Source organism: Mesorhizobium sp. M1E.F.Ca.ET.063.01.1.1 (assembly GCF_003998155.1).
Lineage (GTDB): Bacteria > Pseudomonadota > Alphaproteobacteria > Rhizobiales > Rhizobiaceae > Mesorhizobium.
In genome coordinates this window covers 1-24,427 of record NZ_RZSC01000017.1, presented here as the reverse complement: position 1 = coordinate 24,427, position 24,427 = coordinate 1, and the positions used below count along the sequence as shown (strand labels likewise).

At 61.5% G+C, this 24,427-nt stretch carries 24 protein-coding genes and 1 pseudogene; 6 read left to right on the top strand and 19 right to left on the bottom strand.

Going from position 1 to position 24,427, the window contains the following annotated elements; all coding sequences use genetic code 11:
- From nuoG to EOA29_RS03405, 14 genes are all read right to left on the bottom strand, one after another.
- On the bottom strand, positions 1-2,019 hold a 2,019-nt coding region (nuoG, locus tag EOA29_RS03470), incomplete at its 3' end, for an NADH-quinone oxidoreductase subunit NuoG (protein ID WP_127220205.1).
- 32 nt (positions 2,020-2,051) lie between these two features.
- Positions 2,052-3,317, bottom strand: coding sequence for an NADH-quinone oxidoreductase subunit NuoF (gene nuoF / locus EOA29_RS03465; RefSeq protein WP_126092622.1), 1,266 nt, complete (start codon positions 3,315-3,317; stop codon positions 2,052-2,054).
- 4 nt (positions 3,318-3,321) lie between these two features.
- Complete coding sequence (gene nuoE, locus EOA29_RS03460) at positions 3,322-3,834, bottom strand: NADH-quinone oxidoreductase subunit NuoE (protein ID WP_126092623.1); 513 nt, start codon at positions 3,832-3,834, stop codon at positions 3,322-3,324.
- Between the two features lie 17 nt (positions 3,835-3,851).
- Positions 3,852-5,066, bottom strand: coding sequence for an NADH dehydrogenase (quinone) subunit D (nuoD, locus tag EOA29_RS03455; protein WP_126092624.1), 1,215 nt, complete (start codon positions 5,064-5,066; stop codon positions 3,852-3,854).
- 1 nt (position 5,067) lies between these two features.
- Positions 5,068-5,631, bottom strand: a complete 564-nt coding sequence (locus tag EOA29_RS03450; protein WP_126092625.1) for an NADH-quinone oxidoreductase subunit C — start codon at positions 5,629-5,631, stop codon at positions 5,068-5,070.
- Positions 5,628-6,131 (bottom strand): NADH-quinone oxidoreductase subunit NuoB, encoded by a 504-nt coding sequence (nuoB, locus tag EOA29_RS03445; protein ID WP_126092626.1) that lies wholly within the window; start codon positions 6,129-6,131, stop codon positions 5,628-5,630. The genes EOA29_RS03450 and nuoB overlap by 4 nt, the downstream gene beginning before the upstream one ends.
- Entirely contained in the window at positions 6,119-6,484 is a 366-nt protein-coding gene (locus tag EOA29_RS03440; RefSeq protein WP_126092627.1) for an NADH-quinone oxidoreductase subunit A, read from the bottom strand. The genes nuoB and EOA29_RS03440 overlap by 13 nt, the downstream gene beginning before the upstream one ends.
- Before the next feature lie 151 nt (positions 6,485-6,635).
- Positions 6,636-8,075 carry an NADH-quinone oxidoreductase subunit N gene (locus EOA29_RS03435; protein WP_126092628.1) on the bottom strand — a complete coding sequence of 480 codons (1,440 nt, stop codon included), beginning with the start codon at positions 8,073-8,075 and terminating at the stop codon, positions 6,636-6,638.
- Positions 8,072-9,547, bottom strand: a complete 1,476-nt coding sequence (locus EOA29_RS03430; RefSeq protein WP_126092629.1) for an NADH-quinone oxidoreductase subunit M — start codon at positions 9,545-9,547, stop codon at positions 8,072-8,074. Before EOA29_RS03430 ends, EOA29_RS03435 begins: the two co-directional genes overlap by 4 nt.
- A gap of 8 nt (positions 9,548-9,555) precedes the next feature.
- Positions 9,556-11,316, bottom strand: coding sequence for a Na(+)/H(+) antiporter subunit D (locus tag EOA29_RS03425; protein ID WP_127220204.1), 1,761 nt, complete (start codon positions 11,314-11,316; stop codon positions 9,556-9,558).
- Positions 11,309-11,563 carry a hypothetical protein gene (locus EOA29_RS03420; RefSeq protein ID WP_126092631.1) on the bottom strand — a complete coding sequence of 85 codons (255 nt, stop codon included), beginning with the start codon at positions 11,561-11,563 and terminating at the stop codon, positions 11,309-11,311. Before EOA29_RS03420 ends, EOA29_RS03425 begins: the two co-directional genes overlap by 8 nt.
- Entirely contained in the window at positions 11,560-13,014 is a 1,455-nt protein-coding gene (locus EOA29_RS03415; protein WP_126092632.1) for a monovalent cation/H+ antiporter subunit D family protein, read from the bottom strand. The genes EOA29_RS03420 and EOA29_RS03415 overlap by 4 nt, the downstream gene beginning before the upstream one ends.
- 3 nt (positions 13,015-13,017) lie before the next feature.
- A complete protein-coding gene (gene nuoK, locus EOA29_RS03410; protein WP_126095810.1) occupies positions 13,018-13,320 on the bottom strand; it encodes an NADH-quinone oxidoreductase subunit NuoK in 303 nt (100 codons plus the stop codon).
- Positions 13,320-13,820 (bottom strand): NADH-quinone oxidoreductase subunit J, encoded by a 501-nt coding sequence (locus EOA29_RS03405; RefSeq protein ID WP_126092633.1) that lies wholly within the window; start codon positions 13,818-13,820, stop codon positions 13,320-13,322. Before EOA29_RS03405 ends, nuoK begins: the two co-directional genes overlap by 1 nt.
- Before the next feature lie 429 nt (positions 13,821-14,249).
- On the opposite strand from EOA29_RS03405, the gene EOA29_RS03400 reads away from it, so the two are divergent.
- From EOA29_RS03400 to EOA29_RS03375, 6 genes are all read left to right on the top strand, one after another.
- Positions 14,250-14,489 carry a hypothetical protein gene (locus EOA29_RS03400; RefSeq protein ID WP_126092634.1) on the top strand — a complete coding sequence of 80 codons (240 nt, stop codon included), beginning with the start codon at positions 14,250-14,252 and terminating at the stop codon, positions 14,487-14,489.
- A gap of 226 nt (positions 14,490-14,715) precedes the next feature.
- Complete coding sequence (locus EOA29_RS03395) at positions 14,716-15,642, top strand: transcriptional regulator (RefSeq protein WP_126092635.1); 927 nt, start codon at positions 14,716-14,718, stop codon at positions 15,640-15,642.
- Positions 15,643-15,747: 105 nt separating this feature from the next.
- Complete coding sequence (locus EOA29_RS03390) at positions 15,748-17,253, top strand: alpha-N-arabinofuranosidase (protein ID WP_126092636.1); 1,506 nt, start codon at positions 15,748-15,750, stop codon at positions 17,251-17,253.
- Positions 17,254-17,367: 114 nt separating this feature from the next.
- Entirely contained in the window at positions 17,368-18,642 is a 1,275-nt protein-coding gene (locus EOA29_RS03385) for an extracellular solute-binding protein (RefSeq protein WP_126092637.1), read from the top strand.
- A gap of 59 nt (positions 18,643-18,701) precedes the next feature.
- Positions 18,702-19,586: a sugar ABC transporter permease gene (locus EOA29_RS03380; RefSeq protein ID WP_126092638.1), complete on the top strand. Its 885-nt coding sequence runs from the start codon at positions 18,702-18,704 to the stop codon at positions 19,584-19,586.
- Positions 19,583-20,425 (top strand): carbohydrate ABC transporter permease, encoded by an 843-nt coding sequence (locus EOA29_RS03375; protein ID WP_126092639.1) that lies wholly within the window; start codon positions 19,583-19,585, stop codon positions 20,423-20,425. The genes EOA29_RS03380 and EOA29_RS03375 overlap by 4 nt, the downstream gene beginning before the upstream one ends.
- A gap of 37 nt (positions 20,426-20,462) precedes the next feature.
- Here EOA29_RS03375 and ugpC read toward each other — a convergent pair whose 3' ends face one another.
- The 5 genes and pseudogenes from ugpC to EOA29_RS03350 all read right to left on the bottom strand — a co-directional run.
- Positions 20,463-21,548, bottom strand: coding sequence for a sn-glycerol-3-phosphate ABC transporter ATP-binding protein UgpC (gene ugpC / locus EOA29_RS03370; RefSeq protein ID WP_126095811.1), 1,086 nt, complete (start codon positions 21,546-21,548; stop codon positions 20,463-20,465).
- Positions 21,549-22,018: 470 nt separating this feature from the next.
- Positions 22,019-23,056 (bottom strand): Gfo/Idh/MocA family oxidoreductase, encoded by a 1,038-nt coding sequence (locus EOA29_RS03365; RefSeq protein ID WP_126092640.1) that lies wholly within the window; start codon positions 23,054-23,056, stop codon positions 22,019-22,021.
- A 7-nt stretch (positions 23,057-23,063) separates the two neighbouring features.
- Entirely contained in the window at positions 23,064-23,513 is a 450-nt protein-coding gene (gene aroQ, locus EOA29_RS03360) for a type II 3-dehydroquinate dehydratase (protein WP_126088218.1), read from the bottom strand.
- A gap of 33 nt (positions 23,514-23,546) precedes the next feature.
- Complete coding sequence (locus EOA29_RS03355) at positions 23,547-23,915, bottom strand: 5-carboxymethyl-2-hydroxymuconate Delta-isomerase (RefSeq protein ID WP_126092641.1); 369 nt, start codon at positions 23,913-23,915, stop codon at positions 23,547-23,549.
- A gap of 14 nt (positions 23,916-23,929) precedes the next feature.
- Positions 23,930-24,427: pseudogene (locus EOA29_RS03350) on the bottom strand (shikimate dehydrogenase); the annotation flags it as partial.

The following is a 24,427-nucleotide window of genomic DNA, read 5'->3' as shown; positions in this document are numbered from 1 at the left end:
GTCGAATATCGCCAGATTGTCCCGCGCCTCGAGGGCGGATTCGCGGAATTTGCAGACCTTCTGGGTCCGGCCTTCGTTGTTAGTGAACGTGCCGGATTCCTCGCCATAGCTCGCTGCCGGCAGCACGACATCTGCGAGGCCCGCCGTATCCGTGAGGAACGCGTCCTGCACGATCAGGAGATCGGCGGCACGAAGCGCCCGCTGCACAAATTTCCGGTCGGGACAGGACATCATTGGGTCGCTTCCGGCGATATAGAGCGCACCCACTCGCTTCCCGTTACAAAGCTCGAGCATGGCGTCGAAATCCGCGCCCGGTTCAGACGGGATTTCGGCGCCCCAAGCCCGTTCGAGCGTTGCGCGTGCCGCATCATCGGCGAGCGCGCGCAACCCCGGCAGCGCCGTCGGCAGTACGCCCATGTCCCAGGCGCCCAGTTGATTGGCACGGTCGAAGAGGAACTGCATCGCCAGGCCCTTACCGAGTGCGCGCAGGACCTGCAAAAGGTTGTTGAGCTGGTACAACGTCGCGCGCGCCCGGGGTGATCTCAAGAGGTCGGCGCTGACAAGCACAGTGGCGCTCCGGCCTTCCAGCAGCGCTGCGGCCAGGCGGTCCGGATCGTCACTGTCGGCGGCCGCTGCTGGCCGGCCGGTTTTCACGCCGATGTCCGCAAAAACGTCGCCCGGCAATGCCTGACCAGCCGCCCCCAGTCCGCTCACCACTGCGGCAAGGCCCTGAGCCTCACCGCCTGGCGGCACGCGAACGACCGCCCGCGCATCGGCGTCGAGGCGGGATGGCCGCGCCGAGAGCATGAGTAAGCCGGTCTGTCGACGCCGTGCACAGTCTCGCAGTAAATATTCGGTGACAGGGTTTTCGTCCGTCACGTTGCCGCCGACTACAAGCACACAGTCGTTGCCGATTACCTCCTCCAGCGGCGCTCGCGTGTAGAAGGAGGCTACCAACGGGCCGAGCGCGTCAAAGGGCGTGGACCAGCGCGAGGAGCAGTCGATATTGTTGGTCCGGAATGCCGTCCGCATCAGCTTCTGGAATTGATAAAGCACCTCGTTGGGCAGGCGCGGCGAGGCCAGCCCGCCCGCAACCTTGCCGGCGACGGCCGACAGCCGCCGGCGGAGGTAGTCGCCCGCTTCGTCCCATGAAACCGGGACCAGGACCCCGCCACGACGGATCATCGGCCGCTTGATCCGATCCTGACTGCCGACGAAGTCGAGGCCGAATCGCCCGCGCACGCAGAGCGTTTCGCGGTTGACCCCGTGCTCCACCTTCGAGCGGACCCGCATGAACTCGCCCTTGCGTGTACCGACGGTCAGTTGGCAGCCGGTGCCGCAATGCGGGCAGACCGTGTCGGTCTCGACCAGATCCCAGGGCCGCGCCTTGTAGCGATAGGGGAAGCTCATCAGCGCGCCGACCGGGCAGACCTCGACGCAATTGCCGCATTGGTCGCAACTCGCGAGACTGCCCTCGAAGCCAGTGACAGCGGTATCCATGCCTTTTTCAACGGTGCCCAGGGCGACCGCGCCGACGACTTCTTCGCACATCCGGACGCAGCGCTGGCACTGGATGCAGCGGTTGACGTTCATGATGATGACCGGGCTGAGACGGATGTCGTGGGAGTGGAACACACGCTTGGCATCGCGGAACCGGCTTGCGCGGGGACCGTATGCCATCACCATGTCTTGAAGCTCGCACTCGCCCCCCTTGTCGCAGATCGGGCAGTCGAGTGGGTGATTGGCAAGCAGCATGTCGAGCATGGAAGAGCGCGTCTCGTCGATCAGCTGCGTGTTCGTGTGCACCACCATGCCGTCGGTGATCGCGGTGGCGCAAGCAGGCTGCAGCCGCCGCTGCCCCTCAATCTCCACCAGGCACATGCGGCAGGAGGCTAGCGCCGGCAGCCGCTTCAGGTAGCAGAAGGTCGGGATGTCGATGCCCAGACGCTCGGCGGCCTGGAGCACCGTGGAGCCCGCCTCCACTTCCAGCGTTCGTTCATCGATTGTCACGCGAACCATGGCTTCCTCGCGGTCCTCTCGTTGCGCCCTCTTCAGTGAAACGGGCACCTCCGCTCCTCAATGTGCGTGACGAATTCATCTTCGAAATGGGCCAGTGCTGCCCGCAGGCCCATTGCCGCGCCATCGCCCAAAGCGCAGAACGTGTTACCGAAAATGCCCTTGCAGAGCGCCCCCAACTGTTCCAGATCGCCCGGCTCGCCTTGGCCCGCCTCGAGCCGGCGCAGCACCTTGACGACCCAGTTCAACCCTTCGCGGCAGGGGGTGCACTTGCCGCAGGACTCGTGGTGGAAGAACTCGATGATCCGAGTGGCGACTTTGACGATGCAGGTCGAGTCGTCGATCACGATCACCCCGGCCGAGCCGAGCATCGAGCCGGCAGCGGCCAACGAGTCGAAGTCCATCCCGACGTCCAGCCCGCGCTCCGGGATCAGTGGCGCCGAGACCCCGCCTGGGATCACCGCCTTGAGCTGGCGCCCTGGCAGCGGCCCGCCGGCATGATCACAGACCAGTTCGCGCAGCGGTATCCCCATCGGCAGCTCGTAAAGGCCAGGTTTGCGCACCTGTCCGCTGAGGCAATAGAGCTTTGGGCCGGGGCTCTTGTCCGGTCCGATACCCCGGAACCAGTCGGCCCCTCGCACCACGATATGCGGGACGCAGGCCAGCGTCTCGACGTTGTTGATAACGGTCGGGCTGGCGTAGAGTCCTTCGACCGCCGGAAACGGCGGTTTCAGGCGCGGCTGCGCCCGCTTGCCTTCGAGCGAGTCGAGCATCGCGGTCTCCTCGCCGCAGATATAGGCGCCGGCTCCGCAATGGATGTGCACGGCGAAGCTGAAATCCGAGCCCAGGATACGCGTTCCCAGATAACCCTTCGCATGAGCCTCGGCGATCGCCTGCTCCAGCCGCGCGATCGCCAGCGTGTATTCCCCGCGGACATAGACATAGGCGGTTTCCGCTCCTATCGCGTAGGCGGAGATCGCCATGCCCTCGATCAGTTGGTGCGGGTCACGCTCCATGATGATCCGGTCCTTGAAGGTGCCCGGCTCGCCTTCGTCGGCGTTGCAGCACAGGTATTTCGGCTTGCCGGCACGCTTGGGCACGAAGCTCCATTTCATTCCTGTAGGAAATCCGGCTCCGCCGCGACCGCGCAGGTTGGATTTCTTGACAAGGTCGATGATCTCGTCGGGCGTGTGCTCCCGCAGGGCCTTGGCCAACGCCTTGTAGCCGCCGCCGGCCTCATAGGTCGACAGCAGATGGCCATCCGGCGCGTCCACGTTCTTGAGAAGGACCGGTTCGAACATGGCGCTATTCTCCCGGCGGCCCTGCGGCGGCGAGATCGGCGCTTGTCGCTCGCCGCACCGTTGCGCGCAGCCTGTCCAGGAGCGCGTCGATCCGCGCGATGTCGAGGTTGCCGTGATAGTCGTCGCCGACCTGCATCACCGGGGCCATCTCGCAAGCACCGAGGCATTCGACGGTCGAAAGCGTGAACAGCCCATCCGGGGTCGTGCCGCCTTTCTTGATCCCGAGCACCTCCTCCAGGTGCCTCAGCAGGTCTTCGGATCGGCGCAGCATGCAGGAAACGTTGTCGCAGAGCTGCAGGTGGAAAATGCCGACCGGCTCGGTGTGGAAGAGGGTGTAGAAGGTCGCCAGTTCGTAGACCCAGATACGCTCGACGCCGAGGATGTCGGCGACCTCTTCCAGCACCGGGCCGGGCAGATGGCCATGTTCCCTCTGCGCAATCAGAAGCGCGGGCATGATCGCCGAGCGCTGGTCGGGATATCGCGCCGCCGCCTCTTCGATTTTTTCGCGCATGGTCATCGCGTCCAGATCCTCTGCTACTTGTCCACCTCCGCCATCACGGGGTCGAGGCTGCCGAGCACGGCGATCATATCCGCCAGATAGCGCGCGTTGGTGACCCCGAAGAGTCCCTGAAGGTTGACGAACGAGGGTGACCGCACCTTCATGCGGAACGGTTTCGGCGACCCGTCGCTGACGATGTAGAAGCCGAGCTCGCCCTTTGGCGCCTCGATCGCCGAATAGACCTCGCCCTTCGGCACCTTGAAGCCATAGGCCGACAGGTCGAAATGCTGGATCAGCGCCTCCATCGAACAGTGCACCCGGTCCTTGTCCACCGGGAAGGCGATTGTCGGCATGTCGATCTGGAACGGCCCGTCGGGCATCTGGTCGAGGCATTGCTCGATGATCCGGACGCTCTCGCGCATTTCCTCGACCCGGCATCGCCAGCGTGCATAGCAATCGCCCTCTTGCCTGGTGATGACCCTGAAATCGAGCTGGTCGTAAATTTCGTAAGGCTCGTCGCGGCGGATATCCCAGTCGACGCCCGAGGCGCGCAGGTTCGGGCCGCTCAGGCCGAGATCGATGCCGTCTTCGGGCGAAATCACACCGATCCCTTGCGTGCGTTTCAGGAACACCCGATTGCTGTCGAGCAACCGTTCATAGTCGCGGATCCGGTTCGGGAAGATGTCGCAGAACTCTCGGATCTTAGGGAAGAACCCATCGGGCAGGTCCTCGCGCACGCCGCCGACCCGGCAGAATGAGGTGTGCATCCGCGCCCCGCTGATCATCTCCAGCAGGTCCATGATCATTTCGCGCTCGCGCATGGCGTAAAGCAGCGCGGTCATGGCGCCCAGGTCCATCGGAAGCGCGCCGGTGATCAGGAGATGGCCGGAAATTCGCGCCAGTTCCGCCATCAGCACGCGGATATATTGCGCGCGGACAGGTGCCTGGATGCCCAGGAGCTTCTCCACCGCAAGCGCGAAGGCCAGGTTGTTCGAGGGTGGACAGAGGTAGTCCAGCCGGTCGGTCAGCGGAAAAATCTGGGTGTAGGCGAAACTCTCGGCCAGTTTCTCGGTGCCGCGGTGGAGGTAGCCGATATGCGGGTCCACGCGCGCGACATATTCGCCATCCAGTTCGAGGACGAGCCGCAGCACGCCATGCGTACTGGGATGCTGTGGGCCGAGGTTGAGAAGCACCTCCCTGGTGTTGGGCGTATCGGCTTCCGGCCGGCTCAGTTCCGTGACTTCGGTCATCTCAAGTCCCGGGTGTGGAACGGCCTCCCTGTGGAATGTCCTTGGTGGCAAGGTCGGGCTGCGTCGGCGGCGGACCCTCTGCGCCGAACGGGTTCAGCTTGTCCTTGTAGCCGCGGAGCGGAAAGTCCTTGCGCTGCGGGAAGCCCTCGAACCCTTCCCACATATAGATCCGGCGCAGGTCGGGGTGGCCTTCGAACCTGATCCCGTACATATCCCAGGCCTCGCGCTCATGCCAGTTGGCGGTGCGCCAGACCCCCGTCACCGACGGAACCCGCGGCGGATCGCCGAGGCGGCACTTGATCCGCACACGCCATTTGTTCGGCAGCGAAAAGAGGTGGTACACCGCCTCATAGCGCGGTGCTTCTGGGTAGTGATCGACCCCGCAGATGTCGGACAGGAAATCGAACCGCAGCGCCGGGTGTTCCTTGAGGAACCGGCAAAGCTCGACGATCATGCCAGGCGGAGCGGCGAAAGCGTGAACCCCGTGCGAGAAACCAAGCTGCTCGATCGTCCCGCCGAAGCGTTCCACGATCAGGGCAGGGATGAGGGGTGTCTCCACGCTCATGGCACTGCGGCCCGTTCCGCAGGCGCCCCTGCCAGCGCCCTGGATTTCTTGATCTTCTCCTGAAGCAGGAGGAAGCCGTGCATCAGCGCCTCGGGCCGTGGCGGGCAGCCGGGCACATGCACGTCCACCGGCACGAAGGTCTCGGCTCCCTGCACCACCGCATAGGTGTTGTAGACACCGCCCGAGATCGCGCAGGTGCCCATGGCGATGACCCAGCGAGGCTCCGGCATCTGGTCATAGAGCCGGCGCACCACGGGAGCGAATTTCCGCGTTATGGTGCCGGCGATGATCATCACGTCGGACTGGCGCGGCGAAGGCCGGAACACCACGCCGAAGCGGTCGAGATCGTAGCGGGCACAGCCCGCCGAGATCATCTCGATGGCGCAGCAGGCGATGCCGAAGGTCTCCGGCCACAGCGCCGACCTCCGGCCCCAGCTGATCAGGCTGTCGGCCGTGGTGAACAGGACACTGTCGCGGATGGCGTTGTTTACACCTCCCATTCCAGCGCTCCCTTCAGCCAGGCGTAGGCGAAGCCCACGAGAAGCAGCAATATGAAGACGAACATCTCGACATAGCCGACCGGCCCGATTTCCTTCAGGACGACGGCCCAGGGAAACAGGAACATCGTCTCGACATCGAAGACGACAAACAGGATCGCGAGGATGAAGAACTGCACCCTGAAGCGGCCGCCGGCGGCCTCACCAGCCGGGTCCATGCCGCATTCGTAGGGCATGTTCTTTGCGGGGTAGGGATTGGACGGGCGCAGCAGCGAGGAAACAAAAAGGGTAGCTGTCGCCACCAGAACAATTCCGGCGACCATGAACAGTACCGGCAGGAACTCCATTCCGGTCACGTCGCACAGCCCCGGTCACCCGCCGCGGGCTTTGCTCAGGCCGCCACCGACGCCTTGAGGCCGGTGATGCGGGCGCCCTGGAAGCGACAAGGGCATTCCTTTCTAGTTCGCCAGAGTATTCCGACGATTGGATCATTGCAAATCCAATCGATCAGCCGCTGGTTGCTGCATGTTGGGCAAGCCTTAGAAACCACGCCGGAAATAGGCCGATGCCGATGGTGCCTGCAGCGGTGAAGGCGAGCGTGGCGCGGACCGAGGGCGTCAGCGCCGGCACGAACGCGCCTTCCGGCTCGCGCATGTAGATCACCATCACGATGCGGATATAGAAGTAAGCAGCAACGGCACTCAGCAGCACTGCGATCACCGCCAGCATGACGAAGCCCCGCTCGACGAGCGCGACCAGCACGTAGAACTTGGCGAAGAACCCGGCTGTCGGCGGGATGCCGGCCAACGAAAACAGATAAAGCAGCATCAGAAGCGCCAGCCCGCGATGCGACTTGGCGAAGCCAGCGTAGTCGTCGATGACCTCGCCCGAGAAATCGCCGTTCCGCATCATGATCACGGTGCCGAAGATGCCGAGGTTCATGAATGCATAGATCAGCAAATAGAGCATCACGCTGGCCACTCCGTCCGCACCGCCGGCCGCCACACCGAACATGGCGAACCCGGCATGGGCGATGCTGGAATAGGCCAGAAGGCGCTTGAAATTGTCCTGCACCAGCGCCACGAAACTACCTAGCGCCATTGTCACGGCTGCAATGACCGCGACGATGATCCAGGCGTTCGAGGCTGCGACCAGCGGGTTGAGGAACACCCGCAGGATCACGGCGAAGCCCGCTGCCTTGGGCCCCACCGACATGAAGGCGGTGATCGTCGTCGGCGCGCCTTCATAGACGTCCGGTACCCACATATGGAACGGCACGGCGCCGACCTTGAATGCCAGCCCCGCGACGATAAAGACCACGGCCAGAAGCAATCCGGGATCGAGCGGACCACCGGTCGCCGCCGCAGCCATCCTGTCCAACTGCGTGGTGCCGACGAGCCCGTAGACCAGCGAAACGCCGTAAAGGAAAATCCCGGTCGAGACCCCGCCAAGGATCACGAATTTCAGCGCCGCTTCGTTCGACCGCTGCTGCCGCCGCAGGAAACCGGTCAGCACATAGGTGCAGAGCACCATCAGTTCGAGGCCTACATAGATCGACAGGAGGTCGATCGCCGAGGCCATGATCATCATTCCCGAAAGCGCCAGGAGCAGCAGTACATAGTATTCACTGCTCCCGATCCTCTCGATCTCGGCATATCTTCGCGAAAGAAGGAATGTCAGAACTGTAGCCAGGTAGAACACGACCTTGAAGAAGACCGCGAAGCGGTCGGCGATGAACATGCCCGAGTAAGCCGGCCGCACCTCGTCAGCCAGCATGAGTGTTGCAACGGCGGCAATCAGCACGATCGCGACTGAAGCCCAGACAAGGAAATGTTCCTGCTCCTTGCGCACAAGCTGCCCCAGGATCAGCAGGATGCAGGCCCCGGTAACCACCACGATCTCGGGCAGGCTCGCCAGGATCGACTGGAAAAGCAAGGCGGCGGTCATTGGGCGCCCCCCTTGCCGTGCACCTGCGCCAGAAGATGCCCCACCGAGGCGTCGATGATTCCGAGAAAGGGCTTCGGATAGAGTCCGATCCAAACAACGAAAACGGCCAACGGCAGGATCGCCGCCATCTCGCGGGCGTTCACGTCGCGGATCTTGAACCGCAAGCCAACGCTGGCCGGGCCAAGCGCGACTTTCCTGTACATGCCAAGCAGATAGGCCGCTCCCAGCAAGGCCCCCAGCACGGCGACACCGCCGATAGCCAGGTTGGCGGCGAACGCGCCCGACAGGACCAGCAACTCGCCCACGAAAGAATTCGTTCCCGGCAGCGCCATAGATGACAAGGCGAACAGTGCAAGAAGCGCCGTATAGACCGGCGCCACCTTCATCAGCCCGCCGTAATCCGCGATGCTGCGGGTATGGGTCCGCTCGTAGATAAGGCCCACGAACAGGAACAACGCTCCCGTCGTTACGCCGTGATTGAACATTTGTAGGATGCCGCCCTCGAGCCCACGCAGGTTCAGCGTGAAAATTCCCAATGTCACCAGGCCCATGTGGCTGATGCTGGAATAGGCCACCAGCTTCTTCAGATCGTCCTGCGCCAGGGCGAGCAAGCCGCCATAAACGATAGCTACCGCCGACAGGACCAGCATCAGCGTCGAATAATGCGCCGTCGCCTGAGGCAACATTGGCAGCGAGAACCGCAGGAACCCGTAAGCGCCCATCTTCAGGAGCACAGCGGCGAGGATGATGCTGCCGGCCGTCGGTGCCTGCACATGAGCGTCCGGCAGCCAGGTATGAACCGGGACCATCGGCACCTTGACCGCGAAGGCGATCAGGAAGGCAAAAAACAGCCATGACTGGACCTGGAACGGCAAATCCTGCGCCATCAGGGTGCGGATATCGAAGGTCTCGCCACCGTGGAAATAGAGCACGATGACACCGATCAGGAACATGAGGCTGCCTGCCAGCGTGTAGAGGAAGAACTTGAATGCTGCATAGATCCGGCCGTCGCCACCCCAGACGCCGATGATTACGTACATCGGGATCAGCATTGCCTCCCAGAAGACGTAGAACAGGAACAGGTCCAGCGCGCAGAACACGCCCAGCATCAGCGCCTGCATTGCCAGCAGGCTGACCATGAACTCCTTCACCTTGCGGTCGATCGCAGTCCACGAGGCGAGCACGCAGATCCAGCCCAACAACGCGGTCAGGAACACGAAGAGCGCGCTGATCCCGTCAATACCAAGTGCGTAAGTGATGCCCAGCGTGGGCACCCATGGGCGCGTCTCTGTGAACTGCATCCCGTAGGTAGAGGTGTCAAAGCCGCTCAACATGGCGATACAAAGCGCGAAGTCGAGGATCGTGACACCCAGTGCCGTCCACCGCACCACATCGTCATTGCGGATAAACATCAGCGCCGTTGCCCCGACGGCTGGCGTGAAGACGATGAGGCTAAGCAGGGGGACCGCCATGGCGCCCTCTACCGCCACGCCGCAGCGAATACCGCGATGGCCGCGATCACACCTGCGATCATCGCCAGCGCGTAGTTGGTGACGACGCCGCTCTGGAGCCGCCGCAGTAGCCCGCCGCCTCGAATGATCGCGCGGGCGACGCCGTTCACGAGCGCATCAACGCCGTGGAGATCGATCCGCAGGCCTGCCTGTGCCGCCCCGTGCAGGAAGGGCAGCGCCGCGGTTTCGGAGACGTCGCTCACCGCCTTCTCGTAGCGCGCCAGCGGTTTTTCGGCGAGCCACATGAAGTGCCGCGCGCCCATGCGGTAGAACCAGTCTGTATCGATGCTGATCGTATTCTCGGGGTCGAGCGCCTTGAGGAACATGACGAAGCCCAAGGCGGTGAACATCAGCACGCCGAGGCTCTCGGTGATGTGGACGGCAGTGTAGGGTTCGAAGTCGACCGGATGAGGCAGAAGCGCATAGAGCGTCTGGGGGAATACGCCGATCGCAATGCAGAGCACGGCCGCCATGCCCATCGCAACCAGCATGTTGCGCGGCGGTTCTCGCGCCTCCAGTCCTTGGTCCTTGCCGAAGAACATGTAGTAGGGGAGCTTGAGGCCGGTGTGCAGGAAGGTCCCTGACGACGCCATCGTCAGCGCCAGCACCACCAGCGCGCGATGATCCTGTCCGGCGGCGGCCACCACCATCGACTTGGTCACGAAGCCAGAGAAGAACGGGAATGCCGAGATCGCAAAGGCGCCAACCATGTAGAGCGCAACCGTTACCGGCATGGTTTTGTAGAGCCCTCCCAGTTCGGTGAGCTTGCGCCGCCCCGTGACATGGATCACCGCCCCGGCGCCCATGAAGAGGAGCGCCTTGTAGAGGATATGTGCGAAGGCATGGCTGACGGCGCCGTTCACCGCCATCTCGGTCCCGATGCCGATGCCTGCCACCATGTAGCCGACCTGGCTGACGATGTGATACGCCAGGAGCCGCCGGCAATCGTTCTCCAGCACCGCGTAGATGACCCCGTAAAGCGCCATCACTGTGCCGAGCCAGACGAGAGGATCGGTCCCCGGAAACGCGCGCGCCAGCACATAGACAGCGGTCTTCGTGGTGAAGGCGCTCATGAATACGGCCCCGGTGACGGTCGCTTCCGGGTAGGCGTCGGTCAGCCAGGCGTTCAGCGGAGGCACAGCGGCGTTGAGCAGGAACCCGGCAAGGATCAGGCAGGTGCCGAAGTCCAGTCCCCCTTCGACCGGACCGAAGAGCAGCGAACCGGTGGCGAACCCACGGAGAATGATGCCGCCGAGCAGAACGACGCCGCCGGTGACATGGACCATGAGGTAGCGGAAACCAGCACGGAATGCCGGCTCGCCGCGCTGGGCAAAGACCAGGTAGGCGGAGGCAAACGTCATACCTTCCCAGAACAGGAACAGGGTCAGATAATCGCCGGCGAACACGACGCCGAGCGCGCTGCCGACGTAGACGAACGCCGCCACATGCTGGCCTGCGCGCGTCAGATGCAATGCATAGACCGTGCCGATCAATGCCATGATGCTGAAAACGGTGGCGAAGAGGACACTTAGCTTGTCGACCTTCGCAATTATGATTTGCTGCCCGATGAACCGAGCCGCGCCGTAGCTGCCGGGATGCATCGTCAGCACGGCGAGGATCGCCAGCGTCGGGATCAGCAGCACATAGGCCTTGCGGACGGACCCTCTTAGGAAGGGAAGGGGAAGCGCGCCGAGAATGAACAGCAGGCCGGGATGGACGAAGTCAGTCATAATAGTCCTCGCGCCGCATCAGCCCGCACCGATGGCCAAGAAACTTGGACACGAAGATCAGAAGCACGCAGGAGCCGAAGCCATAGAAAGCAGACCAGCCAGGCAGCCGGTCCCACAGGTATTCGGCGTGGTCGCGGAAGACCAGAAAGTCGGCCACGGCGACCAGGACGAGCACCAGATAGAATAGCCGGCGACGACGCGTCGCATATCTATGATCGCCAAAGAAATCGACGACGCGCTTGATCATCTGACGATCCTTTCCGCCAGGGCAAGGAAATAGTCCGGGAAGATGCCCATCAACACCGACAGGATGGCGGTCGCGACCAGCGGGATCGTCAACATTGGAATTTCACGAACGGTCGCCGGCCATTCCCGCGCCTCCGTCCCGAAGAAGGCGACATAGCTGATCGGCAGGAAGTAGGCGGCGTTCAAGACGGAACTTATCAGGAGCACGATAAGGAACGGGGTCTGCCCGGCCTCCGCAGAGCCGAGCGCCAGATACCACTTGCTGATGAAGCCCGCCGCGGGCGGCACGCCGATCATGCTGAGCGAGCCGACGAAGAACGCTCCCATCGTCCAGGGCAGCCTGCGGCCGATGCCGGCCATGTCGCTGATGTTGCGTTTGCCGGACGCGCAGTAGATCGAACCGGCGCAGAAAAACAGCGTGATCTTCGAGAAGGCATGCGCCGCGATGTGGATGATGCCCCCGACCATCGCGACGGGTGACAGCAGAACCGCGCCCAGCAGGACGTAGGAGAGTTGGCTGACCGTCGAATAGGCGAGCCGAGCCTTCAGATCGTCCCGCGTCAGGGCGTAGATGGACGCCATCAGGATCGTGAACGAGACGATATAGGCCGTAACGATGCCAAGCCCCAGTCCCCCCACCAGCCCTGCGCCGAAGACATGGAACACCACGCGCAGCACGCAGAACACACCCATCTTGACGACGGCCACCGCATGCAGGAGCGCGCTTACCGGTGTCGGTGCCACCATCGCGGCAGGCAGCCAGGCGTGCATCGGCATCACCGCGGCCTTGGCGAAGCCGAAGAGGTAGCAGAAATAGATGATGGTCAGCAGCGACGCCGATGCGTCGACCCTCGCCAGCAGTCCCCCCGCCACAAAGTCGAGCGACCCTGCAATCTGGTAAGTCAACGCAAGCGCGGCCAGAAGCACACTTTTTGACGCGCCCATCAAATAGACGAGGTACTTGCGGCTGCCCGCCCATCCCTCCTCGTCCTCATGGTGGTAGACAAGCGGATAGGTCACAAGGCTCAGCGCCTCGTAGAAGATTACCAGCGTGAACAGGTTGGCGGCGAAGGCGCCGCCGGCGGCTGCTGCGAGACTGGCGGCGAAGCAGGCGAAGAACCGGGTCTGCGCATGCTCATTCAAGTGCCGCATGTAACCGATGGAATAGATCGACGCCACGATCCACAGCAGCGACGAGACGGTGGCAAACACCATGCCGAGCGCATCGACGCGGAAAGCGAAGTCGATCCCTGGCAGAATTTCGAACAGGCGCAAATCGATTGTCCCGCCCGCCAGCACCGTGGGCGCCATCGAGGCGACAATTGCGAACATGGCGATCGCGGCCAACGGCGAGACGGCATCGCGAAGTTTCTCGCGCTTATCTAGAAGGAGTACTGCAAGAGCCGCAAGAATTGCGACGGCGACGGCAAGCAGTGGCCGGATCGATATCACCGGCTATCCTTTCATAATGGTCACTTCGTCGACCTTGAGAGTGGACTTGTTCCTCGCGAGGGCGACCAAGATACCAAGGGCAACGGCAACCTCCGCCGCAGTGATTGCGATGACGAAGATTGCAAATATCTGCCCGCGGAAGTCGTCGTAGTAATGCCCGAAAGCGATAAAATTGATGTTGACCGAATTGAGCAACAGTTCCAGAGACATCAGCACGACCAAAATATTGCGCCTGAGCAGTACGCCCCCCGCTCCGATTACGAACAGGACCACTCCGAGCACGACATACCACCACAGCGGCACCATCACCGCGGCTCCTTCCGCGCCAGCACGATGGCGCCTACCAGCGCCGCCAGCAGGATGATGGAGGCGACTTCAAACGGTAGGAGATAGTCTGCGAAAAGCGTTGTGCTGAGCTGCCTGACCTCACCGCTGGTGCGCATTGCGACGGGCTTGGCGACCGAATAGCGATCGCTCCTGAGCACCAGTACAAGCATCTCGACCCCGAGCAAGACGAGCAGCACCAGGGCAGGCAGATTGCTGCCCGGCAAGAACCGCTGCAACACCGCTTCGCGTACATCAATCATCATGATCACGAATAGGAACAGGACCATGATCGCGCCGACATAGACAAAAATCTGGATGACTGCGAGCAACGGCGCCTCGAGCAAGACGAAGATCGCCGATATCTGAAGGAAACACGCCATCAGCGCCAATGCGCTGTGAACTGGGTTCCGCGCCAAGACCAAGGTCAGAGCCGCGACTACGGACGCCGCCGCGAACAGAAGAAAGAACCCCTGATCCATCGACGCCGCTCCTCCGACGCGAACTGTCGCCCGGCGCAACAGGGTCGGACTTGAGATAGCTGTCCACTTCCGTTCGCAAATTGTGCCCTAGTATCGGTTTTTTCTCAAGATTATCGTGGTTTGGCTTACACTAAATTCACCGGAGCGCAGCACATCGGCTCAAAATCGGAGCTACCTCGGAAGGCTTAGATGTCGCTCAGGGGGCATCCCCCAAGGCCTGGAAGAGGCGCTGACATCAAACGGTTGGCAGGACAGGAGAGGGTTGCTCATCGCGGTAGTGGGGCACCTTCCAAGAGCCTTACCACCGAACGGGTCAGTGGACTAATCAGAATGTGGTGGACGGAGGCCGGCTAGCGTCTAACGAGGAAGGTCGACGACAGGGCGGACGGAGATCTGCGACTGCCGATAGAGCCGTGCATGGGGGCAATATTGGCCGACCAGCACCTTCTCACGCGGCAGATGATCGGGCAGGGGCCTTCGGCGGGACGACTGTTCGGTTTGCCGTTTCGCGATCCCGCGGAGGGCCTCCTCTTCGCGTGCGAGATCGCCGCCCAGATTGGCACGCGACGGATCGATGCAGGCGGACCAACGGATCCGCGCTCAATGATCCCTGTCGGCAAGACGAGCCGTTCTGGGGCGCGCGCGTTTCACGTTTCAAACGGCGCATGAGAAGTTCCGCGACGCTTTTGCCAAGTGCATGGGCATGCTGACGGCCAGGCATTTCCCCGGACTGGTCAACGCAGGCGACGCCGCCGTGGTGGCCGTGCTGGTCAACTATTGAATGACGAAGTCGCTACGAAAGATACGCCAGCTAGGGGGGTCAATTCATAACGCCACCGTCTTTATTTGTATCTGATCTGCTGATACATAACCCCGTGTGACGAGTGCGGGCCATATGTCGAATGAAATCATGGTTGTCGATCCGCTTGAGCGGCTTGACTTGTTGAAGAGCCTCGCGAGCGAGGTCCGGGTCCGGATTCTCGATCTGCTGCACCGCAAGGGGCCGAAAAACGTCAATCAAGTGGCCGAAGAACTGGATCTTCCGCAATCGACGATTTCCGCAAACATCCAGGTTCTTGTCGATGTAGGTTTGATCGAGACGAAATCACAGAAGGCGCGCAAGGGAAGCCAGAAGGTTTGCTATTCGACCTTCTCCGAGTTGGTTGTCGTCTTTAAGGACCGCACCCCGGCGCAGGATCTCGGCGTCATAGAAGTGGCGATGCCGCTTGGACTCTATACGAGATGCGAAGTTTCCGCTCCCTGCGGCCTGTGTTCAAAGGACGGCGTCATCGGACTTCTCGATGTGCCCGACACCTTCCTCGATCCTGACCGTATGCGGGCAGGGCTGCTGTGGTTCACGCGCGGCTTCGTTGAATACCAGTTTCCCAACAATGCGGCGCTTGCCAATGTCAAAGTCGGCGGGTTGGAACTAGCGATGGAGCTTTCGTCGGAGGTGCCGGGCACATCGAAGGATTGGCCATCAGACATCACGGTAGCGATCAACGGACACGAGATAGATACCTGGACGGCGCCGGCCGACTATGGGGACAAGCGCGGCAAGCATACGCCCGGCTGGTGGAAGCTGGCCGGATCGCAGTATGGTGACCTCGCACACTGGCGCGTCACGAACAATGGCACCTATCGCAACAATGATAAGGTTTCCAAATGCTCGCTGGCTGATCTGGAGCTTGGGCGGCACCGCTCGATCCGGATACGAATCGGCGTGAAGGAAGATGCGCGTCACCCCGGCGGCATAAATATCTTCGGCAGCGGCTTCGGCAATTACAGCAACGACATCGTTCTGCGCCTGCTGAAGGCTTGACGGCATCTTAGGCCCTTGACGGGCGAACGAACTCCGCCATTAACTGATCCGAGGATCCGGATATAGACCGGAAAGTCAGATTGATAATCCGCAGTGGGAGGGATCATGAAGGCCAGAGTCACGGCGAACGCGGCCTATGCCGTCGCGGATATCGACAAACGTCTTTACGGCTCGTTTCTCGAGCATCTTGGCCGAGCGGTCTATACGGGCATCTACGAGCCCGGACATCCACAAGCGGACGCACAGGGGATGCGCAAGGACGTGATCGAGTTGGTGCGTGCGCTCGACACTCCGATCTGCCGCTACCCGGGTGGCAACTTCGTTTCCGCCTACAATTGGGAAGACGGCATAGGCCCAAAGGAGAACCGCCCGCGGCGGCTCGATCTTGCCTGGCGCACCACGGAGCCGAACCTGGTTGGAATCCACGAATTCGCCGACTGGGCCGAAAAGGCCGGCACCGAGATGATGCTTGCGGTCAATCTCGGTTCCCGCGGCCTCGACGAGGCGCGGGCCTTCGTTGAATACGTCAACCACCCGAGCGGCAGCTACTGGTCCGACCTCAGGGCCAAGAACGGACGAGCGCAACCCTGGAACTGCCGCCTCTGGTGTCTCGGCAATGAAATGGACGGTCCCTGGCAGGTTGGCCACAAGTCGGCGGAAGAATACGGTCATCTCGCCAACGAGACCGCCAAGGCGCTGCGCGGCCTCGACCCGACGGTGGAACTGGTCGTCTGCGGCTCGTCGCATTCCAATATGCCGACCTATCCGCAGTGGGAAGCAACCGTGCTGGAAGCGACCTACGAGCAGGTCGACTACATCTCTCTCCACATGTATTTCGAGAACTACGAAAAGAACACGGCCGAATATCTCGCTCTTCCGGCCAAGCTCGACCGCTACATTGGCACGGTCGCAGGCATTATAGACTATGTGAAGGCCAAGACCCGCTCGAAGCGGGACGTGAAGATCTCCTTCGACGAGTGGAACGTCTGGTACCATCAGCGCAAGCGGGACGCCGAGCGGATGCGCGGCTGGGACTGGCCGGAAGCGCCCAGGCTTCTGGAAGACATCTACAATTTCGAGGACGTGCTGCAGGTCGGCTGCATCATCAACACCTTCATCCGTCGGTCGGATATTGTTCGCATCGCCTGCATTGCGCAATTGGTGAACGTTATCGCGCCGATCATGACCGATCCCGGCGGCACCGCCTGGCGGCAAACGATCTATTGGCCTTTTATGCTGGCCTCCAGGCACGGCCGCGGCACCGCGCTGCAACTCGCGGTCGAGGTGCCTACCTATGACGCGGCCGCGGCCGACAAGGTGCCATGGCTCGACATTGCAGGCGTGCACGATTCGAACGCCGGCACGCTGACCTTCTTCGCAATCAACCGGCATGGGTCCGAGACGATAGAGGCCGACGTCGCCCTCGAGCGGTTCGCCGCCAAGTCCATCGAGCATACGATCATCCGTCACGACGATCTCGAGGCCTGCAACACGAAGGACGCGCCGGATAACGTATCGCCGGTCAAAGGCAACGGAGCAGCGCTCAGCGGCAAGGGAATGAGGCTGACTTTGCCGCCGCACTCCTACTCGATGGTGCGCGTGACGCTCTGAGTTAATATCCGACCATCAGATATATACCGTAAAATCCGTTGCGGGCGGTTTGGTTTGGTGTAGCATTGAAATGTTCAAGGTGGATCTAACCGCCGTACTCGGGAGGAAGCTGAGATGAACTTTCGCAAGATGATGGCCATAGCGGTGGTTGCGGCCGGAGGATTCTGGGTCGTCGCGGCCCAGGCCGAAGAAACCGTCGCATGGTGGGATTTCCTCGGCGGCGGTGACGGTGTGCGCATGAAGCAGATGATCTCCGACTTCAACGCCGCCCACGCCGGCAAGATCAAGATCGACGCCACGACGCTGGAGTGGGGAACGCCCTTCTACGCGAAGGTGCAGACCTCGGTCGCGGTCGGTGAGGCGCCAGACGTCATGACCTATCATGCCAGCCGCATCCCCTTGGCGGTGAGCCAGGACATTCTCGAAGAAATCACCGCCGACGACATGAGCAAGATGGGCCTCTCGGCCTCGGACTTCGCCCAGACGACGATGGGCGCCGTGACGGTCGACGGCAAGCAATACGCAGTGCCGCTCGATACCCATCCAATCGTCCTGTACTACAATCGCGACCTCCTGAAGAAGGCAGGCGTGCTCGGCGGCGACGGCCGTCCCGTGGGCATGGGCAACAAGGAGGAATTTACCGCGACACTGCAGAAGTTGAAGGATGCCGGCGTCGAGTTCCCGTTGGGCAGCGTCACCGCCGACGGCAACTTCATGTACCGCACCATTTATTCGCTGGTGTGTCAGCAAGGCGGCGAGCTTCTGACGGGCAACGAGTTCCTCGCCGGCGACAATCCCGAAAAGCTGGCGAGGGCGCTAGCGGTTCTGCAAGGGTGGACGAAGGCCGGGCTGCAGTCGACCTACACGGACTATCCCGCAACCGTCGCCCTATTCACCTCGGGCAAGGCCGCAATGATGATCAACGGCGTCTGGGAAGTTCCCACGATGACCGACCTTGCCAAGCAAGGCAAGCTGTTCGACTGGGGCGCCGTCGAGATCCCGGTGATCTTCGACAAGCCCTGCACCTATGCGGACAGCCACTCATTCGCAATCCCGAAGAACAAGGGCAAGGAGATCAGCCCGGAAAAGCGTGCCGCCGTTCTCGAGGTGATCTCATGGATGGACAAGCACTCGCTGTTCTGGGCCACGGCAGGCCACATCCCGGCATACAAGCCAGTCACCGAGACGGCCGAATACAAGGCAATGGAGCCCAACGCGACCTACTCGACGCTGACGGCCAACATGATCTTCGATCCGAAGTCGCCTAAGGCTGGTGTTGCCGGGCCGATCTTCGACATCATGTCCAATTATTTCGTGCCGACCCTCAATGGAGAGATGGAGCCCGGCGAGGCGGTGAAATCCATCAAGGAAGAGCTGAACAGCATGTAGGGCTCAAAGGCTGGGACCGTCCTGTCGAGAGCGGTCCCAGTCATATTTGAGGAAGAGCCATGCTTCGCAACTCCCGCACTGAACGTCTGGTCGCGCTGGTGCTGGTCGCTCCCTTCATGGCGATCTACCTGCTGGCGTTCGTCTATCCGACGGTCCAGATGTTCCGCATCTCCTTCACCGATGCGCCGCTGATCGGCGCGGGTCGGTGGGTTGGTCTCGACAACTACCTGCGGCTCGACAACGACCCGATGTTCCGGCGTGCGGTCTGGAACACCGCTTACTTCGTGCTGATGACGGTAGTCCCCGGAACGCTCATCGCGCTGTTGATCGCGCTTGGCGTGTCGCGCCTCAAGGGCCGGTTCCAGGCGATCGTTCTGGCGCTGTTCTTCCTGCCCTACATCCTGCCAGTGTCCGTAGTCTATCTGATCTGGGACTGGACGCTGAATTTCCAGTTCGGGATCGCGATGCATGCGCTGGACTGGCTGGGAATCCCGCGCGTACCGGTCTTCAAGTCGCGCCTCTGGTTCTTGCCGGCGGTGGCCGGGGTGACGATCTGGTGGACCGCGGGCTTCTCGATCCTCCTCTTCCTCGCCGGACTGCGGTCAATACCGGCGGAGATCTACGAAGCCGCGGCGCTCGACAACTCGACGCGATGGACCACGTTCCGGCGCATCACCTGGCCACTGCTATGGCCGATCACCTCGCTGGTATTAACCATCCAACTCATCCTGCAGCTCAAGATCTTCGATCAGGTCTATCTGTTCTCGATCGGCGGACGGCCGAATGATAACATGGTGCTCGTCTACTACGTCTTCCAGAAGGCCTTCCAGCAGAACCAGGGAGGAAGGGCGGCGGCTGTCGCCGTCACCCTCTTCGTCCTTGTGGTCGTCGTCTCGGTCCTGCAATTCCAACTGCTCCGGTTCGCCGAAAGGCGGCGCCGATGAACGTCATGGCTGCGCAACGCTGGAACTTTTGGGGCGGGATAATCACGGCACTGACGCTCGTCTGGGCCATCCTATGGGCGTTCCCGCTCTATTGGGGTGTGATCTCATCGCTCAAACCGGACGACGAGGTGGTCCGGCCTTACATCGAACTCTGGCCCGAGACGCCGACGCTGGAGAACTACATTGACGCCCTGACCACCACACAGATCGGTGCCTGGTACGTCAATTCGGTGGCGGTCGCGGTCGGCGTAACGGTCATCACCATCTTCATCTCGATGCTGTGCGGCTACGCGATCTCGCAGTTGCGGTTCCCGGGGCGGATCGCGCTATGGTGGCTGATCCTCGCCTCCTTCATGGTGCCAATCTCAGCGCTTATCATCAATCATTTCGTGCTGGTCGCCAACCTTGGCCTGATCAACAGCTGGGCCGGAATCATGTTACCGCAGCTTATCCACCCCGTCATTATCATCGTGTACAAGCAGTTCTTCGATCAGGTTCCGAAGGACTTCCGCGAGGCCGCGGTCATGGACAATGCGTCTGAATTCGGGATCCTCTTCAAGATCTACATGCCGATGAACTGGGGGGTAACGACGGCGCTGTCGATCGTCTGCTTCATCTGGACGTGGAATGCGTTTTTGTGGCCGTTCCTCTCCGTGACCCGCACCGAGATAATGACGATCACCGTCGGCATTACGCAGGTCAATGACGCCTTCGGTGTCTACTACGCGCGCCAGCTGTCGGCAGCCGTACTGGCCGGCCTTCCGGTGGCGCTGGCCTATCTTTTCTTCCAGCGCCGAGTAACCGAAGCGATAACGCTCTCGGCAGGTATCAAGGGCTAAAACGCGTCGCGCAGAACCGGATTCAGACCCGACGGGTTCAGGCCCCGTCAGCGTGCGCGTGCCAGGTCGATCCGTCCGCGGCGAAGAGATGCAGGGCCGTGGTGTCGAACTTCAGCCGAACGGCGTCGCCCGGTTTGACGCTCGAAAGCCCGCGATCTTGTGCCGTCACCTGCGTCCCATCCGCGAGCCGCGCATAGATGAGCGTTCGCTCGCCAAGGCGCTCGACAACGGTGGCCGTGGCGAATGCGTCCCCGCCCTCCGCGACTACAGTCAGCGATTCCGGCCGCACTCCTAGTTCGCGCCAATCCATGTTGACGGGCCCGCCCGGAAGTTCGACGAGCGATCCATCCGTCAAGCGCGCATTGAGCCTGTCGCCTGAGCCCGAAACCGTAACAGGCAGAATGTTCATCGCCGGAGACCCGACGAAGGCCGCGACGAATCGCGACGCCGGACGTGAATAGACCTCGACGGGTTTTCCCATCTGCTCTATCCGGCAATTGTTGAGGATCACAATACGGTCGGCGAGCGTCATCGCTTCCACCTGGTCGTGGGTGACATAGATCATCGTCGACTTCAAACGCTGATGCAATTCGGCGAGCTCGACGCGTGTGCGGGCTCGAAGCGCCGCGTCTAGATTGGAGAGCGGCTCGTCGAACAGGAATGCCTTGGGCTCCTTGACGATCGCCCGCCCGATGGCCACGCGCTGGCGCTGCCCGCCGGAGAGCTGCGACGGCCGCCGGTGGAGCAGCGCTTCGATCTCCAAGATACGCGCAGCCTCAGCGATCCGTTGGCGTATAACATCCGGCGCGACCCGAATGTTCCTTAGCCCAAAGGCCATGTTCTCCGAGACTGTCATATGTGGGTAAAGCGCATAGTTCTGGAAGACCATCGCAACGTTGCGCCTGCCCGGCGCAAGGTTTTCCGAGCGCACCCCGTCGATCGTCAGCGTGCCCTCGTCAATGCTTTCGAGGCCGGCAATCATACGGAGCAGCGTCGTCTTGCCAGAACCGGACGGACCGAGAAATACGACCAGCTCTCCTGGCTCAATGTCCAGGCTCACGTCGCGGATCACCTCGACTGCGCCAAAGTGCTTTGATACGCCCGACAGCGCGATTCCCGTCATGCTTGCGATCCTTCTTTCCTGCATAATTTCGGATAAGTACCCGATGTCAAGGAATGTGGAGCTACGGCGCCTTGGCCAGGGCTCGATCCAGGCGGCGACCGCCACGGCAACGTTCACATGACGGGGATATGGCCGGTTTCCGCCATACAACGGTGGTTGGACGGGCACCTAGTAGACGGCATGGTGCGACCCGTTTCGGACATCCGGCTCCAAGCACCGAATGACAAAAAGGCACGTAAAGGCGAACGTTGATTTCTGCCTTAAGTCGGCTTCAAGCAGTCACCCAGAAATTCGATGAAGCGTTGCGTCATTGCCGAAGCAGGCGCGTTTCGATGGCGGCGAAGACAGAGCGGCGGCGACGATTTCCTCCGCCAGAAGCGCGATGCCTAACGTCGGTGTTGAGCCGGCGTCTCATCGCATCGGATGCAAGGAGACGCGAAGGGCGAGCAGGCGGTCACATTACTCAGGCGTCAGTTCAACTCGATACGCTCTCCCGTTGCCGCCGAGCGTTTCACCGCATCGACTACCCTCAAGGTTTTGAGCCCCTCACGCCCGCTGACAAGCGGCGGTTCGTCTCCGCGGATCACCTTGCAGAATTGCCTGATCTGCAGAACGAGCGGGTCCTCGTCGTCGACCTCGATACGCGTTTGGTCAAAGGGCTCCCACCAACTCCGTTTACCAGGATTGCGCCAGACCTCGAGTGACGGAACAGACAGCGACCCATGCGTTCCTCCGATCAAGTAACAGGATTGCTCGGTTTTGGGGTAAACCGGATTCTCTCCGGTTGTCATCTCCCAGCTCCACGGTGCGACCACCGCGTCCGAAACTGTCGCAGTTCCCAACACTCCGTTCTTGAACTCAATCAGGATCACAGCCGTTTCCTCAACTGCGTTGCCGCGCACCGCGTTGGACTCGCGTGCCTGAACCGCAGCCACATCGCCGAAAAGGTAGCGCAGACTATCAACATCGTGGATGAGATTGAGGAAAACCGGCCCCGCACCGCGCTCACGACGCCACGAGATGTCGAAGTAGTCGTCGGGTTTGAATAGCCAGAACATCGCATTGACAACAAGAACGCGGCCGAGCTTTCCGCTTTCGATGATTTCCTTTCCCTTCTGCATCACCGGATTGTGTCGGCGGTGATGACCGGTCAAAAGAGGAACACCTTTTGCCTCAGCCGCAGCGATCAGCTTTTCCCCGGATATAATGTCGTCGGCGATAGGCTTCTCGATGAGTGCAGGAATGCCGGCTTCAACGGCTTCCAACCCGTTCTGAACGTGAGCCGGGTTGGGCGTAGCCACGATGATCCCATCAGGTAGGTCTGCGGCAATCATTTCTGCGAAGCTTGGAAACCACTTCACGCCGGCTTCCTTGGCAATGGTCTCGCCAGCCGGCGTGGGATCGACCACGGCGCTGAGTTGCGCCGAGGGCTCGGCCAGGACGTGCTGAATATGGCGCCTACCGATGAGGCCTGCCCCAACTACGGCCAGCTTAACCCGTTGGGTCATGGTCACCTCAGCCCTTGCCCGCCGCCTTGATCATTGTCGCCGCGCGTCGGATGGCAAGCTGGTATCCTTCCGTTCCAAGGCCGCAGATCACGCCGTCCGCGCGGTGCGAAACGAACGAATGGTGTCGGAAGCTTTCGCGCTTGTGCACATTGGATATGTGAATCTCGATCACAGGCCCCTCGAATGTGTTCAGAGCGTCGAGGATGGCGAGTGAGGTATGGGTGAAGGCTGCCGGATTGATGACGATGCCTGCACCGTCCTCGCGCGCCTCATGAATCCAATCGATGATCTCGTATTCCCGGTTGCTCTGGTGAAAGCGGATTTCATGGCCGAGTTCGGCTGCCAGCTTGCGGCAGTCCGCCTCTACGTCTGCGAGCGTTTCATGCCCGTAGATATGCGGCTGGCGTTTGCCAAGCAGATTGAGGTTTGGTCCATTGAGAACGTAGATCAGACTCATAGCATAGTGTCCTTCTTGAGCACTCTGTTCTGGTCAGACGAACGCGATTGCTTGAACAGCAAAATCAGGGTCCGACTCGTAGAGATCTGCGCGCAAGCCGAGCTTTCCAGCTTCGAGAGCAGGCGCGGCGATCGTCCGCGCGGCCTCGAGAACGGCAGTGAGAAGCTTCTGCTTGGTTTCTGCAGTACGACCCGGTGCCATCCGCACGATGATTTGGATGAAATGATGATCGACATGCTCATCACCCACGCAGGAGTATGTCGCCTCCCGCGCAAGCGTGCGCACGGCGGAAGGTTTCACAAGGCCGCCATCGCGAACGCAGCGATGCACGGTCAGCGTCAGTCGGTCCATGGCTACATGCTCGCCTGCGCCCCGGCTATAATCGATGATGATATGCGGCATTTGGGATATCCCCATCAAACCGACAGGCGGCATAGGTCCGTAAAGTGAAGGGACATGCGCTCTGCGTCCGGTGCTATCCCGGTGAACAATTCGAAAGCCGCTGCTGCCTGGTAGACGGTCATGCCGCCGCCCCGAAGGGTCCGGCAGCCTTTTCCTTCGGCGAGAGCAAGGAGCTCTGTGACGAGCGGCATATAGACAATGTCGGCCACCCAATGCCGTGGCAGAAGCCATTCCGCATCGATCGGCAAACCAGGATGGCTCTTCATACCTGTCGGCGTCGCGTGGATAAGGCCGTCCGCGGAGCGCAGGGCGCTGCCGACATCCGTCGTGGCACGCGCGCAATCCCTTGAGAACCGATCGTTCAACTGCCGAGCCAAGGTTTCTGCCCGTTTTGAATCCTGGTCAAAGATCGATAATCTCTCAATACCGAGCTTGATGGCGGCATGCGCTACGGCGACACCGGCGCCGCCGGCGCCGGGGTCGCCGTAGCGCATGCCGCCATCAAGCTCGGT

Bases quoted from the DNA above. Each gene is read 5' to 3' on its own strand.
- ugpC (WP_126095811.1), bottom strand. From the start codon at position 21,548: ATGACGGGAATCGCGCTGTCGGGCGTATCAAAGCACTTTGGCGCAGTC.
- EOA29_RS03420 (WP_126092631.1), bottom strand. From the start codon at position 11,563: ATGATCAAGCGCGTCGTCGATTTCTTTGGCGATCATAGATATGCGACG.
- EOA29_RS03385 (WP_126092637.1), top strand. From the start codon at position 17,368: ATGAACTTTCGCAAGATGATGGCCATAGCGGTGGTTGCGGCCGGAGGA.
- EOA29_RS03425 (WP_127220204.1), bottom strand. From the start codon at position 11,316: ATGACTGACTTCGTCCATCCCGGCCTGCTGTTCATTCTCGGCGCGCTT.
- EOA29_RS03450 (WP_126092625.1), bottom strand. From the start codon at position 5,631: ATGAGCGTGGAGACACCCCTCATCCCTGCCCTGATCGTGGAACGCTTC.
- aroQ (WP_126088218.1), bottom strand. From the start codon at position 23,513: ATGAGTCTGATCTACGTTCTCAATGGACCAAACCTCAATCTGCTTGGC.
- EOA29_RS03365 (WP_126092640.1), bottom strand. From the start codon at position 23,056: ATGACCCAACGGGTTAAGCTGGCCGTAGTTGGGGCAGGCCTCATCGGT.
- nuoE (WP_126092623.1), bottom strand. From the start codon at position 3,834: ATGACCATGCGCGAAAAAATCGAAGAGGCGGCGGCGCGATATCCCGAC.
- EOA29_RS03405 (WP_126092633.1), bottom strand. From the start codon at position 13,820: ATGGATCAGGGGTTCTTTCTTCTGTTCGCGGCGGCGTCCGTAGTCGCG.
- EOA29_RS03380 (WP_126092638.1), top strand. From the start codon at position 18,702: ATGCTTCGCAACTCCCGCACTGAACGTCTGGTCGCGCTGGTGCTGGTC.
- nuoB (WP_126092626.1), bottom strand. From the start codon at position 6,131: ATGGGAGGTGTAAACAACGCCATCCGCGACAGTGTCCTGTTCACCACG.
- nuoD (WP_126092624.1), bottom strand. From the start codon at position 5,066: ATGACCGAAGTCACGGAACTGAGCCGGCCGGAAGCCGATACGCCCAAC.
- EOA29_RS03430 (WP_126092629.1), bottom strand. From the start codon at position 9,547: ATGGCGGTCCCCCTGCTTAGCCTCATCGTCTTCACGCCAGCCGTCGGG.
- EOA29_RS03390 (WP_126092636.1), top strand. From the start codon at position 15,748: ATGAAGGCCAGAGTCACGGCGAACGCGGCCTATGCCGTCGCGGATATC.
- EOA29_RS03375 (WP_126092639.1), top strand. From the start codon at position 19,583: ATGAACGTCATGGCTGCGCAACGCTGGAACTTTTGGGGCGGGATAATC.
- nuoK (WP_126095810.1), bottom strand. From the start codon at position 13,320: ATGGTGCCGCTGTGGTGGTATGTCGTGCTCGGAGTGGTCCTGTTCGTA.
- EOA29_RS03395 (WP_126092635.1), top strand. From the start codon at position 14,716: ATGTCGAATGAAATCATGGTTGTCGATCCGCTTGAGCGGCTTGACTTG.
- EOA29_RS03355 (WP_126092641.1), bottom strand. From the start codon at position 23,915: ATGCCGCATATCATCATCGATTATAGCCGGGGCGCAGGCGAGCATGTA.
- nuoF (WP_126092622.1), bottom strand. From the start codon at position 3,317: ATGTTCGAACCGGTCCTTCTCAAGAACGTGGACGCGCCGGATGGCCAT.
- EOA29_RS03435 (WP_126092628.1), bottom strand. From the start codon at position 8,075: ATGACCGCCGCCTTGCTTTTCCAGTCGATCCTGGCGAGCCTGCCCGAG.